We start from the raw sequence: 17,873 nt of genomic DNA on the forward strand, positions 1-17,873 counted from the left end.
GTATAAATGCGTCTGACGATTGGAATAGGACTGGATTCAAGCCTATATGATGATCAATCCTGGAAGATGTGAGTCCTGTTAATAAAAACTTGCTTTTGAGTGGATTTATGTGACGATATTGCGGTAAAAATATAAAAAAGAACAAATGTAAACTTATAAATCGCCAGTTTATCAGATATACTTCATGGCATAGTATAACCATGAAAGGAGGAAATGGGTATGAAACATTTCAAAAAGGTATCTCTGATGCTGGCGGTTTTGTGCATGTGGGTTGGATGCGTGATGACAGCACAGGCAGCAAATGGACCAAATACAGGAGAGTATAGTGCAGCGTATATCAATATTTATGATCGGGGCGGAACGAATACAAATCATTTTGTATATGTTACAGGTTCACAAAAAGCAGAGACTGTAAAAGGGGCAGTTTATGATAAGAAGACGAATACCTTAACGCTTACGAATTATAAACACCCAATGATGTCAATCGAGGCAAATGAGATGGGGGATGACTTCAAGATCAAGCTGGTGGGTGATAACCAGATCAAGAGTCTTATTGTATGGGGCTATGGTTATGGCGGATCTGTTGAGATTCTTGGTGATGGTACTCTGACGATTAATAAGAACAAGGAAAAAAATTGTGGAATTACCATGCAGCCGGAGGGTACAAAAGCCGTTCTCAAGGTAAGCGGAAAGGCAGTTGTAGATGTCTACGCCGGAACGGATAAGATGCCGTTTTATGTAAACTCGATATCAGAGAAATATAAAAACTGTGTCGATGCAGACACAGACAAAACTTTAAAGACGGAGGCGGCATATACAGACCGGTATATTATGCATCATGTTGTATGTCTGAGTGATGAGCCTTCTGTATTTGAGGTGTACATGAAGGATGGAGATGCGAATTCTAAATATGCGATAGACATGTATGATACCAGCTATTATATCTATAAACTGATCTACTGCAAATCTTTGAATCTCTATTATGCACATGAGATCGAACATGGATATTCCGCATTTAACCCATCGAACATGGGCTATTACAAAACCTTGGAGGAGATATCAGCATATACCTATAAGAGTAAATCCTCAGGTGAGCAGGAATACATCGAAGATAAGACCGGTAAGAAATGCATATTTGAGCTTGATATTAAGAATGGTGTGATATCTTATGTAAAAAGTGACCTGATCAGCATAGGATCGATCACTGATTCAAACGGAGAAGCAGCAGACTGGTATATCGGTCAGCCTTCTTCCGACAATGTAATTCTTACACAGGATGAATGGTATAATCTCGGCAAAGAGGGAAGCGGATATACAGCATCCTATGTAAGAGAGCCGATCAAGGGATATGTGAACATATATGTATCAGGAACATCCTATCATCTGACAGCAAAGAAAACGACAGGATGCAAGCATAAGGAGCAGGCTCAGAGTGTAAAGAAGAAAGCAACCTTTAGTGCTGATGGAAAGCTTGTAACGAAATGCAAGTCCTGTGGCGAGACTTTATCTACAAAGAAGATCAATAAGATCAGCAGTGTAAAGCTTAGCAAGAGCATTTATACATATGATAAGAAAGCGAAGAAGCCAACTGTCACGGTAAAGGACAGCAAGGGTAAAAAACTGAAAAACGGTACGGACTATACAGTGACCTATGCAAGTGGAAGGAAATCGATCGGAAGCTATAAAGTCACGGTTCAGTTAAAGGGTAAGAAATATAGTGGCAAGAAGACATGGACATTTCGTATCGCACCTGCCGGAACAACGGTCAAATCCGTAAAGGCAGGAAAGGCAAAGGTTACGGTCAACTGGAAGCAGCAGACGAAGAACACCAGTGGCTATATCATTCAGTGTTCTACCAATAAGTCATTTAAAGGCTCGATCCTGACAACAGTATCTTCCAATAAGGCAAAGAGTAAACAGATTACAAAGTTAAGTACAAAGAAACAGTACTATGTGCGGATCTGTACTTATAAGAATGTGAAGAAGAATGGAAAGACAACAAAAATCTGTTCAGACTGGAGCAATGCGATGACAGTAAAAACAAAATAAATTCATGAAGCGTAAATGCGGCATGGAAGGATTCCAAAGAAGTTTGAGGTTTGGGGATCTGAAATAGACGGCTGCCGGCAGATTTTTATCTGCCGGCAGTTTTGGTGTGCCTTAATCTGATTTTAAATAAAGGTACAGAATTATTGCACGCGATTCAGAAATTATGGATTGACCGGAGATATTCAGAGTAGTAAATTGTAAAAAGCCGGAAGTAAAATATCATGGGATGAGGTATATGAAATGAATTTATTATTTACGATTAATAAGGGCTTTATGGAACATCTGGATGATTGTGTACGATCAATTATCCGTTTCCCATCAGAAGGTGGGTATGATATATATGTGATTCATTCTGATCTTGATCTGAATGATCAGAAACAGTTGGAACGATATGACAAAGATATAGAGGGGAATTCCGTAACATTTCATTTCATCGATATGAAGTATCGTAAAGATATGAATTTTCCGGAGACAGACCATTATCCGATGGAGATATATTACAGAATATATGCATCTGCATTATTACCGGAGACATTGGATCGGATCCTGTACCTTGATGCGGATATAATTGTCATTCGTTCATTGAAGGAACTGTATGAGATGGATTTTGAAGATAACTATTTTTTAGCTTGTACACATATCAGAAAGTTCTTAAATAAGATGAACCGGTTAAGACTGGGAATAGAGGAAAAGGTTCCATATATCAATACGGGCGTAATATTAATGAATCTGGATGTTTTGAGAAAAAAACAGGATTTTCACGAAGTGGGAACATTTGTGGAAGAACACAGAAAGACATTGACTTTACCGGATCAGGATATCATTGCTGCACTGTACGGTACACATATCGGTTTGATCGATACCATGCGGTATAATTTAAGTGACAGAATGATAGCATTTTATAATATGGAACCGAACCATGAGAAGATAGATAGAACATGGGTACGCGAGAATGCAGTAATCCTGCATTACTGTGGCAAACAAAAGCCATGGAATAAAAATTATGTGGGTATATTGGATGCATTTTATCATGAATTAAAAGATGAAGAAAAATTACAGGTGAAGGAATAAATTCAGGGGAAACAAAATGGAAACAAACAGTAGTTTTTACGGCACAGAAAAGATCAATAAGATTTTTTTTAAGATCGCACCGCCTGTCATGCTGGCGCAGTTGATACAGGCTCTTTATAATATAGTAGACAGTTTATTTGTCGGGAAATACTCAGAGAGCGGTCTGACGGCGTTATCGATCATTTATCCTGTTCAGCTTCTGATGATCGCACTGGCAGTTGGAACAGGCGTTGGTATCAATACAAATATTGCACATTTTCTGGGAATAAAGAGGTATAAGAAGGCAGATGAGGTAGCAGGCATCGGCTTTAGTCTGGCGATCATTATGTGGATCTTATTTGCAGTAAGCTGTTATCTGCTGATGCCTGCATATGCACGGTTGCAGACAAACTCGGATACAGTAATTGCTGATGTAATTACATACGGAAGGATTGTGTGCGTAGGCAGTATTGGATTGTTTACAGAGAGTATATGGACAAAGGTACTTCAGGCAAACGGAGATATGAAGACGCCGATGATCGCGCAGATCGCAGGGGCTATCACGAATATCGTGTTAGATCCGATTTTGATCTTTGGGCTTTTTGGTATACCAAAGCTTGGAATCGCAGGAGCTGCATTTGCAACGATCACAGGACAGGTTGTTGCGGCACTTCTTGTTATGAAGAAGGGATTTCGCCGTTCGCCGTCTATTTGCAAATATCCCGAGGATATTCGCAGGATCTATGCTCTTGGAATTCCGAATATCATCATGCAGGCAACGTATACATTTTACATATTTGGATTGAATATGATCCTTGCAGGATTTTCCGATGAGGCAGTGACAGCACTTGGATTGTATTACAAATGGCAGACATTTTTCTTTATACCACTGGGTGCTCTTCAGACCTGCATTGTACCCATCATTAGCTATAACTATGCGGCAAAGAGTATTGATCGTTGTAAACATACGATGACGGTTGCATTTATATGGGGAATTGCATTGATGTTCATCGGAACGTTATGCTTTGAATTTATTCCGGACCCTATGCTGTCTGTATTTACGAAGGACAGCGAAGTTATCCGTATCGGAGTACAGGGATTCCGATTTATTGGGATCAGTTTTATACCGATGGTAGGTGCGCAGATTTATCCGGTCTTTTTGCAGGCAACCGGCGAAGCCTTTAAGAGTTCGTTTCTAACCATTATGAGAACTGTGTTCTTATTTGTACCGCTTGGATATCTGTTTTCCAGATTCGGATTTGTGTATTTCTGGCTGACTTTCCCGGTTACGGAGGTAATCACTACTATAGTAGGATTTCTGTTTTATCGAAGCTTTTACAGGCAACATAAGATGATAGTTCACGAGTAGAACAAGTGTACATGTTTGCGAATGATCAGATGTAAAAAATATGTGAATAAAATGATAAAAGACATGCAAAAAAAAGAAATGATGCTATAATGTGCATCAAAATATATTAATACAATCAGGAGGTAAATTATCATGGATATTAAGAAAGTTGGAATATTTGCAGCAGGTTTATTGTTTGGTACGGCAGGTATCAAGGTATTATCAAGCAAGGATGCAAAGAAGGTTTACACAAACTGTACAGCAGCGGCTCTTCGTGCAAAGAAGTGTGTTATGAACACAGCTACAACCATTCAGGAAAATGTAGATGACATTTACCAGGGCGCAAAGCAGATCAATGCAGATCGTGAAGCAGAAGAAGATGTCGTTGTAGAAGATATTCCTGCTGAGACAGCAGAAGAAACTGCTGAGTGTGCATGTGAAGCTGCGGCAGAGAGTACAGAAGAAACAGAAGCATAAGAAAAAACAGATAAGAGGATGAGCTGAATTGAAATTCATAATAAAAGATAAGATGAAGGGCAGACTGCGTGTACATATGTGTCAGAATCATATGTCATATGAGGAAGCCGATATTCTCTTGTATTATCTGGAGTCATTTGAACCGGTCAGCTCGGCAAAGGTGTATGACCGGACGGCAGATGCAGTGATCTGTTATACGGGAAATCCGGATATCATTATCGACAGACTTCGCAGATTTCATTATGAAGATGTAAAAGTCCCAAATGGTTATCTGGAACGAAGCGGCAGAGAGACGAATGCGATGTATCAGGAGAAGCTGATCGATAAGGTCATCTTCCATTATGCAAGGAAATGGTTTCTTCCATACCCGATATCGGCAGCTTACACAGGTCTGATGTCTGTTAAATATATCTGGAAAGGTATTAAGACGCTGACAAAGGGCAAGATCGAAGTTCCGGTACTGGATGCAACATCCATCGGAGTATCTGTCTTACGAGGTGATATGAAGACCGCCGGTTCGATCATGTTCCTGCTTGGAATCGGTGAACTGCTTGAGGAGTGGACACATAAGAAGTCGGTCGATGATCTGGCACGTACGATGTCATTAAATGTCGGAAAAGTATGGTTAAAGACAGAGGATAACGAGATATTGGTTGATTCGGATACGATCGCGAAAGGAGATCATGTCGTTGTCAATGTCGGAACGATCATTCCGTTTGACGGAACTGTCTGTGATGGTGAAGCAATGGTAAATCAGGCATCGCTTACCGGAGAATCCGTATCCGTCAGACGTACGGCAGGAAACGTGGTATATGCCGGAACAGTGGTAGAAGAAGGCTCTCTCATAATAGAAGTAAAAGAGGTATCCGGTTCCAGCCGGTATGAGAAGATTGCGCAGATGATCGATGAGTCTGAAAAGTTGAAATCCAATTTGGAAGGCAAGGCAGAGCATCTGGCAGATCGTTTGGTGCCGTACAGCTTAGGTGGTACGATACTTACCTATCTGCTTACAAGAAATGTAACAAAAGCACTTGCGATCCTGATGGTTGATTATTCCTGTGCATTGAAGCTTGCTATGCCTGTATCGGTATTATCGGCGATCCGTGAGGCAGGAAGCCGTAAGATTACAGTTAAAGGCGGAAAGTATCTGGAAGCGGTAGCAGAAGCGGATACGATCGTATTTGATAAGACCGGAACGCTGACAAAGGCACAGCCTACAGTTGCGGGAGTAGTATCCTTTAACGGAATAAGTGAAGACGAATTGCTTCGTATTGCTGCCTGTCTGGAAGAGCATTTTCCACATTCTATGGCAAAAGCCGTAGTGGATGCGGCAAAACGAAAAAATCTGGATCATGAAGAGATGCATTCAGAAGTAAAATATATCGTAGCGCATGGAATCTCGACAACAATTGGGGATTCCAAGGCGATCATCGGCAGTTATCATTTTGTATTTGAGGACGAAAAATGTACGATACCGGAGGGGATGGAAGAAGTATTTGAGAATCTTCCGGCGGAATATTCCCACCTCTATCTGGCAATCGATAACGAGCTTGCGGCAGCAATCCTGATCGAGGATCCGTTAAGGGAAGAATCTGCAGATATTGTAGAACGGTTAAAGTCGGTTGGAATCTCCAAGGTCGTTATGATGACCGGTGACTGTGAACGGACTGCAAAGGCGATCGCAGAGCATGTCGGTGTCGATGAATATTATTCAGAGGTACTGCCGGAGGATAAGGCTGCATTTGTAGATCGAGAGAAGGCAGCAGGCAGAAAGGTTATCATGATCGGTGATGGTATCAATGATTCGCCGGCACTTTCAGCAGCAGATGCAGGCATCGCGATCAGTGATGGTGCGGAGATTGCCAGAGAGGTCGCAGATATTACAATCGATGCGGACAGTCTGGATGAGATTGTGACATTGAAGATACTTGCAAATCTCCTTATGAAACGGATTCACAGAAATTATCGTTTTATCGTAGGGTTTAATACCGGGCTGATCGTGCTTGGAGTTGCGGGTGTGATCGCACCGACAACATCTGCACTTCTGCATAATACATCAACCTTGATGATCGGATTAAACAGCATGAAAGACATGTTGCCCGAGTTATAATAGATGTGCTATACTATCTCCATGTGTTTCAGGTGCGGAAGAAAATCTGCATTTTAGACATATGGGGATATTATTATATAGAAAGAGTTATACGAATATGCCGGAATCAAATCTTACAAAGAAAGCGATTGCATTAAGTGCAAAAGAACTGACAAAAGAGAAACCATATGACAAAATATCGATCAGTGATATCGCAGACCGATGTGGAATCAAGAGACAGACATTTTACTATCATTTTCAGGACAAATACGAACTGTTGGTCTGGATCTATTTTAATGAATTATTTGCTCCTAATATGGAGGGGATATCCTTAGAGAACTGGGATGAGAAATTAGGCGCGATCCTCACACAGATGCAGGAGGAGAAAAAGTTCTATATTAACACGATCAAACATGCAGAGGATTATATTATCCAGTATATGCTTGAGGTTGCAGAACAGACCTTTGAAGAGGCAATTGATAAGTTAGACGAGAAATCTCATCTGAAAAACGAGGAACGCGGCATATTTGCCCGGTTCTTTGCATATGGGATCTGTGGGATTATCGTTGAATGGGCAAAGGGTGGTATGAAGATGGCACCGGAGAAGCTGGCTGATTATATGAGGGAGATGCTTGAGAAGTGTAAGCAGGCAGTCTATATATCCGATCATGACAGACAGTAACAGAAGCCGGACAGACCTTGGTGAACAGACAGTACAGAAAATGATAGAATTTATCAGGTGTTCAGGCTTTTTTTATACTTATTTTAGAATGCGTTTTGACATTTCCGGATAAATGTCAAAAAAATTGTCAACCCTAAAATCTTGTATAATTACAAACAAACAAAATAATCATATTCTATGAACGGAAGCAAGAAAAAGGTTTCCGTTCATTTTTTGTATTAACGAAAGGATTGATTCTATGAACAAATTTGGAAAGGCGATCGTAAAGCTTCGTGTACCGATCTTAATTATCAGTATCCTGCTTTTGATCCCGGCAGCGATTGGTTTCTTGAAAACCAGAGTAAACTATGATGTACTTTCATATTTACCAAAGGATATCGAAACCATGAAAGGTCAGGACATTCTGGCGGATGATTTCGGAACGGGTGCTTTCTCCCTGTGCCTTGTAGAAGGGATGGACGATAAAGATGTCGTCAAATTAAAAAAACAAATGGAACAGGTAGACAATGTTGATTCTGTAATCTGGTATGACTCGATTATGGATATTGCTATTCCGGATGAGATTTTACCGAAAGATATCAGAGAGGCATATCGTAATGATGATTGCACGATGATGGCAATTATCTTTAAAACAACAATGTCTTCCGATGAGACAATGGAAGCGATCACTCAGATCAGAAAGCTTGCAAGTAAGCAGTGTTTCATCAGCGGAATGTCAGCTGTTGTAACGGATACCAAGGATCTGTGTGATAAAGAGGTTCCAATCTATGTAACCATAGCAGTTATCTTATCGCTGATCGTATTATCACTGACTATGGATTCCTTCCTCGTACCGATCTTTTTCTTATTAAGTATCGGTATGGCGATTGTATATAACTTGGGAACAAATGTATTTAAAGGAGAGATCTCCTACATAACACAGGCACTTACCGCAGTCCTGCAGTTGGGTGTAACAATGGACTACTCGATCTTCCTGTGGCACAGTTATCAGGAAGAGAAAAAAGTAAATGGCAAAGAGAATAAAGAAGCTATGGCAGATGCAATTGCTTCCACCTTCTCATCTGTTATCGGTAGTTCGATCACAACAGTAGCAGGTTTCGTTGCACTGTGCTTCATGACCTTTACCTTAGGCCTTGACCTTGGTATCGTTATGGCAAAGGGTGTCGTTATCGGTGTTATCTGTTGTGTAACCGTACTCCCATCCATGATCCTGATCTTTGATAAGCCGATTGAAAAGACCTGTCACAGATCTTTACTTCCTAAGTTTGATAAGCTTAGCAAATTTATCGTGAATAAGTACTGGATCTTCCATATCTTATTCCTGATCCTTCTGGTTCCTGCGTTATATGGTTATACACATACAGATGTTTACTATAACCTCGACAGCTCATTACCGGAAGATCTTCCAAGTATTCAGGCAAACCAGAAGCTGGAAGAAGAATTCAATATGAACTCTACACATATGATCCTGCTTGACAGCAATCTGGATGAAAAGAGTATTAATAAAGTTATTTCAGAAATTAAGAATGTCAAGGGTGTTAAGACTGTACTTGGTCTGGAATCTGTAGTTGGTCCTATGATTCCACAGAGTATGATTCCACAGGATTTGAAATCCAAGCTTGACAATGGCGAATGGAAGCTGATGTTAGTCATGTCAGAATACAAAGTAGCAAGTGATGAAGTAAATACACAGTGTGATGAGATCAATACGATTCTTCACAAATATGACAGTAAGGGTATGCTGATCGGTGAAGCTCCTTGTACAAAGGATCTGATCGAGATCACAGATAAGGATTTTAACACAGTAAGTACCGTATCCATCGGTGTTATCCTGCTGATCATCTTATTCGTATTCAAATCAGTATCGCTTCCGATCATTCTGGTATGTGTAATCGAATTTGCAATCTTTATCAATATGGGTATTCCTGCATTTACAAATACAACATTACCATTCATCGCATCCATCGTTATCGGTACGATCCAGCTTGGTTCTACCGTTGACTATGCGATCCTGATGACAACAAGATATAAGAGAGAGAGAAGTAATGGCCTTGCTAAGAAAGAAGCAGTTACAGTTGCACTTCAGACATCTATGATTTCCATTATCGTAAGTGCATTAAGCTTTTTTGCCGCAACCTTCGGTGTTGGCTGTTATTCCGAGATCGATATGATCAGTTCTTTATGTACGTTGATGGCAAGAGGAGCTATCATCAGTATGTTTGTCGTCATCTTCCTGCTTCCTGCAGCGTTGATGTTATTCGATAAGCTGATCATCCATACAACAATCGGATTCAAGGGTATTACCGGCAAACAGAAAGCAGCTTATGCCGGAGCGGGAAATGTTGATCCGGCTTCGGAACAGAAAACGGCAGATGATGATTTCCTGAATGAAGACAGACCATTTGCAAAGAAGAAATCCGGAAACTTTGATAACTATGATTTTGATGACAGTTACAGTGACGATGATAAATATATAGATGTAAATAATGATTCCAATGGTCCTGCTGACCGGCAGTAGTAAATTAGGAGGTAATTAGTATGAGTTATAAAAATATGAAAGCAAGAAAAAGATTTATGGCGATCGCTCTGAGTGGTGCAATGATGTTATCCGTTACAGGCTGTGGCAGTACAGCAACAGGAGATGTACAGACATTAGAGAACCCGGAGATCATGAGTAAGAGCGATGAAGAATTGTCAGATGTACTTGAGAATTCTATCGGACTTTCCGAGAATACAGACAGTGATAAAGATGAAACCGTTTACGTTATTGCTGATGCAGCAGGTAATAAGCAGGACGTTATCGTCAGTGAGTGGTTAAAGAACACAGATGGTGAGGCAACCATTAAGGATAGCAGTAACCTGACTGATATCGAGAATGTAAAAGGCGACGAGACATTTACAGAGAATAATGGAGAACTTGTATGGAAGGCAGATGGCAATTCCATTTATTATCAGGGCAAGTCAGAGGAGCAGGTTCCTGTAGAAGTTAAGGTTACTTATTATCTGGATGATCAGGAGATCACACCGGATCAGCTGGCAGGCAAGAGCGGCAAGGTAAAGATGAGATTTGAATATGTCAATAATTCAAAGAGTGGAGATGTATATACTCCTTTCCTGATGGCAACCGGTATGATCTTATCAAATGACAAATTCTCAAATATCAAGGTTGAGAATGGTCAGGTTGTAAATGATGGAAACAACAGTATCGTTGTTGGTATGGGTATGCCCGGCCTTCAGGACAGCCTGGATCTGCAGAAGTTAGATGTTGAGATTCCGGATTACTTTGAGGTTACAGCAGACTGTACAGATTTCTCTCTGGATATGACAATGACGGTTGCTTCTACCGGATTCTTATCCAAGGACAGCGATAACAAGGATCTGAAGGGTGCTGAATCTGATATCAACGAACTGGTCGACACATACAGTGAAGGTATGAATTCTCTGGTATCAGGAATCAAGGACTACACAGATGGTGTGTCTTCTATGTCAGATGGTATCTCACGGGTAAAGACCGGTGCAGATGATCTTTACAAGGGATCTCTTACATTGGCTCAGGGCGTTGACTCAGCTACAACAGGTGCAGGTACATTAAAGGCAGCATTTGAAGGTGATAATGGTGTTTTATCAGGATCAAAGCAGATCAGTGATGGATTGGCAAAGTTAAATAAGGCAGTAAAAGGAATCAACCTTCCAACCAAGACAGAATTAAGTGACAAAGAGAAATCAGCAATCAAGACAACGATCACAAATAATATTACAAATAACCTGACAGCAAACAAAGATAAGATTGCAGCAAGCGTTGACAAGGATGCAGTTTCTGCCGAGGCACAGAAGAATGGTCAGGCAGCAGCACCATCTAAGGATGCGGTTATAAAAGAGGCACAGGCAGCAGCGCCATCTGCTTCTACAGTGGCAGCTGAAGCACAGGCAGCAGCTCCTTCAACATCAACAGTGGCATCCGAAGCATCCGGTCAGTTTGCAACCTATTTCCAGAAATTTGTATCTGCATATGCACAGATGACAGGTTCTCAGCCGGATGATGCAACACTTGCTGCATTACAGGGAGCATTTGCAACTGCATATGGTGATGTATACGGAGCAGCTTATAAGTCAGGTTACGGTACAGCTTATGGTACAGCTTATACATCAGGTTATAGTACAGCATACGGCACAGCTTATACAAATGCATTCACAACCGGCTATGGTAGCGCATATGGTACAGCTTATCAGTCAGCATATGGTACAGCTTATGTAGAAGGTTATAAGTCAGGTTATGCGACAGCATATCAGGATGGTATCTCATATGGTGCAAATCTTGTACTTGGCAAGCTGAGCTCCTTCAGTTCACAGCTTACAACCTTAAAAACAAGTGTAGGAAAGCTTGCAACAGGAGCATCCACACTGAATTCCGGATTACAGAAGGTATATTCAGGAACAAAGGATCTGTATACCGGTATGGTTAAGTTAAATGGTGGTGCAGGAAGCTTGTCCAAGGGTGCAAATACTCTGAAAGAAGGAGCAGGCACATTAAAGGATGGCGCAACAAAGCTTACAGATGCAAGTGGCGATTTAAAGGATGGCAGCAAGCAGTTATCAGATGGTACAGATAAGATCGTTGATGCAGTAAATGATGCAGAAAATGATCTGGATTCTCTGTCAGAGAAGTGTGATAAGGTCATCAAGGCCGGTGAAACTTACGAGTCCTTCGGTGGAATCTCAGATGATATGAAGGGCAGCGTTAAGTTCATCATCAAGACAGATTCGATCAGCAAGTAATTAACAAATGAAAATCGTTTGCCCTATAAAAAGCATTGGTTGGATTTTGTTTACGATTTAAGACAAAAGGATACCTTGTTAGGACATCCGCAGTAGGAAAAAAGAATATAGTTTGACATAGGGGCTCCGGTTTCGCATGTTTTTCAATGAATCAATCCTTGAATATATGCCGGAGCCCTTTTAATGTGTACTAAGTGCATTTCCGGTTTTGTATTCTGAATATGCCGCTTACTTCCTCCTGATAAAATCTCTACATGAGACGCACTTGTTTTTCTATTTGAAACACATGCCTGATGCGCACCTGCTCCGTGCTAACTCGATCTTCGATCTCAAACAAGCACCCGCAGATGCTGGCAATGTGTTTCAAATTACGAAAAACTGCGTGAGCGTCGTTATGTAGAGGTTTTATTATACGGAAGCAACGGCAATTATGTTATATGAACCGGAAATGCCGGTTGCAACATGTAAAGGCGTCAAGCAGATTTAATGTTTAGCCGAAAATACAGCGGCTGTCATAAAAAAAAGCTTGACATATATTTATATTAGATGTAACATAACGATGTTATGTGAATGACTGTTCATATGTTGAAATGGAATAGAACTGGTGGTGAGATGAGATGAAGGACGATCGGGAGACAAAAGAAAAGCTACTTGCAAGCGCAGAGCATGAATTTATGGAGAAGGGCTATCAGGGCGCATCCCTCCGTAATATCTGTAAGAATGCAGGTGTGACGACCGGCGCATTATATTTCTTCTTTAAAGATAAAGATGATATATTTGCTTCACTGGTGGCACCGGTGCTTGGAAGTATCCGTACGATGATGGAAGCACATATGCAGCAGGAGTTGCAGGAGGTAAAAGGCGAGCTTCAGGAGGGGCAGGATGATTTCAGCGATGACGTCTATGCATCCCGGCGGATCATTCATGAACTGTATCAGAACTATGACCGGGTACAGCTTCTGCTGACGAAGAGTCAGGGATCAAGTCTTGCAGGATGTATTGATGAATTTGTGGCATTTACAGAGAAGAATTACCGGATGCTGGCAGACGCACAGGCAAAGGTGTGTGGAGTTTCTGCACCGGATGATTATACGATACACTGGATGGCACATATGCAGATCGATGCATTTGTCCATTTGCTGACACATGAACCTGATGAAGAAAAAGCAGTTGCCCATCTGGGAGACATATTGAAATATCTGCTTGCCGGATGGTATGCACTGTTTCAGAGAGATGAATAGATAACAAAAAGCTATGTGAAATTTTATTTTGCATAGCTAAAAAAATGGTAACAACATAACGGTGTTATGTAAGCGCAAAAAATAACAGGAGGAAGCGAGTATGTATTTAGAGGTATCAGATGTAAAAAAAAGTTATGGAGAAGGTGGAAGCTACATACAGGTTTTAAAGGGAGTATCCCTTCAGGTAAAGCAGGGCGATATGTGTGTCATTCAGGGAACCAGTGGTTCCGGTAAGTCTACGTTATTGAACTGTATCGGTGGACTGGATACGATCGAGTCCGGTTCGATCAAGGTGGATGGAACCGAGATTGCAGGTATGAAAGCAGATGAATTATCCGATTACAGGAGAGATTATCTGGGATTTATCTTCCAGTTCTATAATCTGGTACCAAACCTTACCGTGCGGGAAAATATTCAGGTCTGTGAATATCTGACAGATCAGCCGCTTAATATGGATGAGTTGCTTGAGATACTGGGACTGACAGAGCATCAGAATAAGTTTCCGGCACAGTTGTCCGGTGGTCAGCAGCAGAGATGTGCGATCGCAAGAGCACTGATCAAAAATCCGAAGCTGCTCTTATGTGATGAACCGACCGGAGCACTCGATTCCAAGACATCAAGGGATATCCTGATCCTTCTGGAGAAGATCAATGCGACCTATGGAACGACAATGTTGATTGTAACGCATAATAATTCCATTAAGAATATGGTCGATCAGGTCGTGATCGTAAAGGATGGTCAGATTAGGAAAGATTATTACAATGAGACAAAGGTACCGGCAGCAGAATTGGAGGATTTGTAAGATGCAGAAAGTATTGAGAAAAAGGATTTGGAGAGATTTCAAAAGCAACCTTCCAAGATATCTGGCATTGTCCCTTCTGATCATACTTGCCATGTATCTGGTAGTCAGTCTGGTCGGCGCAGCAGAGACGATCATTCGCGGAAGTGAGAATGCTGACAGCAGACAGTGTGTTGAGGATGGAGATTTTTCATTGTTCGTACCGATGAAGGATGAGGAAATGGAAGATCTGGAAGCCGATGGTGTGACGATCGAGCCACAGTTCTATATGGACTATGAGATCGACGAAGATCATACGCTCCGTATCTTTGCAAACAGAGATGAGATCAATAAGATTAATCTGGTAAAAGGTACACTTGCAGAAAAGAAAAATGAGCTGGTGGTAGAACGCCAGTTTGCAGAGAAGAATAATATATCATTAGGTGATGTGCTTACATTTGGCGGACGGGAATTTACCATTACCGGAATCGGGACAACACCGGATTATGATAACGTATTAAAATCTCTGGGAGATACCGGATGCGACTGCCTGCATTTTGGTACAGGATTTGTTGCAGCTGACGTATACGATACACTTCGTGCAGAAGAAAAAAGTATAAAGTCAGAGGAATATTATTATGCATACCGGTTAAATGGTGCTATGACGGACGATGAATTAAAAGACCGTTTGGAGGATCTGGAGTTCTCATCAGGAGATGTAGAGGATCCATTTTTCCAAGAATACTGGAATCGTACGATGGGACAGAAGGACGATCTGACCGATGGTATTCAGGAGCTGTTAGATGGAGTAAAAGAGTTAAAGGACGGACTTGCTGAACTGACCGATCATAATTTAGAGTTAACAGATGCATCGGGAGAAATCTTTGAGGCTTATCTGAAGGAGGCAAATAAGACCTTAAAGAATTATGGTGTAGAAGAACTGACAAAGGATAATTTTGAGACTGTTCTGCAGACTGAGATTGATGGTGCAGACAATGCAATTCTGCGTTTCTCTTATAAAGATCTGTTGTCACAGTTAAAGGAGCTTAAGGCATTTGACGATGGAATTATAGAATATACAGACGGAACAAAAGAAGCTGAAGATGGTTCCAATGAACTGCTGGATGGTATTCAGGAGTTAAAGGATGAGACAGATGATATGATCGATGACATCTTCTCAGAGGATGCACAGAACCTTATGACTTTTGTAAAGGCAGGGGATAATGCGAGAATTCAGGCGGCTTCCGGTGATCAGGAATTATACCGGAGCGTTGGTACGATCGCAGGTGCGATCCTGTTGATACTGATCTCTTATGTATTATCAGTGTTCGTTGTACATTCGATCGATCAGGAAAGTGCCGTTATCGGTGCGTTATATGCACTTGGGGTAAAGAGAAAGAATCTGATGGCACATTATGTAACACTTCCGACTGTGATCACATTTGTTTCAGGTCTGATCGGAACACTGCTTGGATATTCAAGCCTTGGTGTGCCGATCCAGATGCAGGACTGCTACAACTATTATTCCCTTCCGGATCTGGATGTTATCTATATGCCATATCTGTTCATTTATGGAATCGTGGTTCCACCGGTTATTTCTATAATCGTTAATTCACTGGTTATCCGAAAGAGACTGTCGAAGCCGGTTCTTACAATGATCAGGAATGAGCAGAAGGTTGGTAAGGGCAAGAATATAAAGCTTGGAAATATGAGCTTCATGAATCTGTTCAAGATCCGCCAGATGCTTCGTGAGAGCCGTACCGGATTTACGGTAGTATTTGGAATGTTTGTAAGTCTTCTGCTGGCGATGATGTCACTGGAGATATATACTTACTGTGCGAATGTAAATCGTGATTATGTAAATGATACAAAGTATGAGTATATGTATACCTACAAATATCCGACAGAGGAAGTTCCGGAAGGTGGATATGAGGCATATGCAAAGACACTGAAAAAGAAAATTTACGGTTACAACTTTGACATAACAGTTATGGGACTGACAGAGAATAATCCGTTCTTTGATGTGGATCTGTCAGATTCATCCAGTAAGGTTGCGATCAGTTCTTCGATCGCTTACAAATACGGTCTGGATGTTGGTGATATTCTGACACTAAAGGATGATGAAGCAGATAAGATCTATGCATTTGAGATCGCATCTGTTGCGCAGTATGCTCCATCCTTTATAGTGTTTATGCCATATGACAAGGCACTTGAGTTATTCGACGAACCGGAGGATTATTTCAATGTTGTATTTTCCGACCATGCACTCGATGTCGAGACCGGAAGATTATATGCAACAACGACAAAGACCGATGTGAAGAAGGCTGCCGGTATCTTCTCGGATATAATGCAGGGAATGATCCTTACGATCGGAGGAGTATCTGTTCTGATCTTCATTGTTGTTATGTATCTGATGATGAAGGTTATGATAGATCGGTCTTCTTTCAACATTGCGTTGATTAAGATCTTCGGATACCGAAATAAGGAAGTGAAGAAGATGTATCTGGATGGTAATTTCTATATCATAACGATAGGGTCATTGATCTCGATTCCACTGACCAAATGGATCATGGATGTGGCTTATGAGCCTGCCTTTGTTCCGAATATTGCCTGCGGTATCGACAAGTCCTTCCCATTCTGGATGTACCTTGCCATCTTCGCAGGTATCCTGATCCTGTACTTCATCATCAACCATCTGCTGATCCGCAGAATCCGCAAGATGGTGCCTGCTGAAGTGCTGAAAAACCGCGAGTAGGAGAAAGGGTGAGAAATTGTCTCTATCAGTTACAGCTGCAAGATATATGCACTACAGAAAACATGCTCATTTTTCTATTCGAAACACATGCCTGATTCGCGTCTGTTCTGTGCAAACTCGCTCTTCGAGCTCAGACATGCACCCACAGACGCTGGCATGTGTTTCGCATGACGAAAAATAGAGCAATTGTTTTCATAGCAGTTGCATATATCCTGTAGCTGTAGCAGAAGGAAACAATTTCTCGCTATAGCTATAAGTTATATAACTTGCTGGAAATATATATGTATTTTACTTAAAATATATAATGCTACTTTGGAAATTCAATGGACTCAGTCATTATTTAGAAGAATCAGAAATTACCATTTACAGTTGTATGATGCATACTGGCAGAAGAAAATTACAGCCATCAGTTCCAACTGTATGCTATATCACTGTTCAAAAAAACAATTGCTCAGTTTGTCGTTATTTGAAACACATTGCCAGCAGTAGCGAGTGTATGTCTGAGCTCGAAGAGCGAGTTTGCACGGAGCTACTGCGAATAGGGCATGTGTTTCAAATAGAAAAACGAGCATGTTTTTTGAATAGTGGTATATAGCATACAGTTGGGACTGATGGCTGTAATTTTCCT

Annotated in this window: 11 protein-coding genes; all 11 read left to right on the forward strand. The window is 41.1% G+C overall.

Annotation, left to right across the window (positions count from 1 at the left end; translation table 11 throughout):
- The first annotated feature begins 219 nt into the window (after window positions 1-219).
- The 11 genes from LK416_01530 to LK416_01580 all read left to right on the forward strand — a co-directional run bounded on the left by LK416_01530 (window position 220) and on the right by LK416_01580 (window position 17,245).
- Window positions 220-2,049 carry a hypothetical protein gene (locus LK416_01530; GenBank protein ID UEA74887.1) on the forward strand — a complete coding sequence of 610 codons (1,830 nt, stop codon included), beginning with the start codon at window positions 220-222 and terminating at the stop codon, window positions 2,047-2,049.
- Window positions 2,050-2,289: 240 nt separating this feature from the next.
- Complete coding sequence (locus LK416_01535; protein UEA74888.1) at window positions 2,290-3,120, forward strand: glycosyltransferase family 8 protein; 831 nt, start codon at window positions 2,290-2,292, stop codon at window positions 3,118-3,120.
- Window positions 3,121-3,136: 16 nt separating this feature from the next.
- Window positions 3,137-4,468, forward strand: coding sequence for an MATE family efflux transporter (locus LK416_01540; GenBank protein ID UEA74889.1), 1,332 nt, complete (start codon window positions 3,137-3,139; stop codon window positions 4,466-4,468).
- A 132-nt stretch (window positions 4,469-4,600) separates the two neighbouring features.
- Window positions 4,601-4,924 carry a DUF6110 family protein gene (locus LK416_01545; protein ID UEA74890.1) on the forward strand — a complete coding sequence of 108 codons (324 nt, stop codon included), beginning with the start codon at window positions 4,601-4,603 and terminating at the stop codon, window positions 4,922-4,924.
- 28 nt (window positions 4,925-4,952) lie between these two features.
- A complete protein-coding gene (locus tag LK416_01550) occupies window positions 4,953-7,034 on the forward strand; it encodes a heavy metal translocating P-type ATPase (protein ID UEA74891.1) in 2,082 nt (693 codons plus the stop codon).
- 97 nt (window positions 7,035-7,131) lie between these two features.
- A complete protein-coding gene (locus LK416_01555; GenBank protein UEA74892.1) occupies window positions 7,132-7,695 on the forward strand; it encodes a TetR/AcrR family transcriptional regulator C-terminal domain-containing protein in 564 nt (187 codons plus the stop codon).
- A 238-nt stretch (window positions 7,696-7,933) separates the two neighbouring features.
- Window positions 7,934-10,213, forward strand: a complete 2,280-nt coding sequence (locus LK416_01560) for an efflux RND transporter permease subunit (protein ID UEA74893.1) — start codon at window positions 7,934-7,936, stop codon at window positions 10,211-10,213.
- A gap of 20 nt (window positions 10,214-10,233) precedes the next feature.
- Window positions 10,234-12,471, forward strand: a complete 2,238-nt coding sequence (locus tag LK416_01565) for a hypothetical protein (GenBank protein ID UEA74894.1) — start codon at window positions 10,234-10,236, stop codon at window positions 12,469-12,471.
- 617 nt (window positions 12,472-13,088) lie between these two features.
- Window positions 13,089-13,712: a TetR/AcrR family transcriptional regulator gene (locus LK416_01570; protein UEA74895.1), complete on the forward strand. Its 624-nt coding sequence runs from the start codon at window positions 13,089-13,091 to the stop codon at window positions 13,710-13,712.
- Window positions 13,713-13,812: 100 nt separating this feature from the next.
- Window positions 13,813-14,514: an ABC transporter ATP-binding protein gene (locus tag LK416_01575; GenBank protein ID UEA74896.1), complete on the forward strand. Its 702-nt coding sequence runs from the start codon at window positions 13,813-13,815 to the stop codon at window positions 14,512-14,514.
- Window position 14,515: 1 nt separating this feature from the next.
- The gene (locus tag LK416_01580; GenBank protein ID UEA74897.1) at window positions 14,516-17,245 is read left to right on the forward strand and encodes an FtsX-like permease family protein; all 2,730 of its coding nucleotides are present in this window, start codon (window positions 14,516-14,518) and stop codon (window positions 17,243-17,245) included.
- Window positions 17,246-17,873 lie beyond the last annotated feature (628 nt).

The sequence above is a fragment of the Lachnospiraceae bacterium GAM79 genome (genome assembly GCA_020735665.1).
In the GTDB taxonomy this organism is placed as follows: domain Bacteria; phylum Bacillota; class Clostridia; order Lachnospirales; family Lachnospiraceae; genus Coprococcus.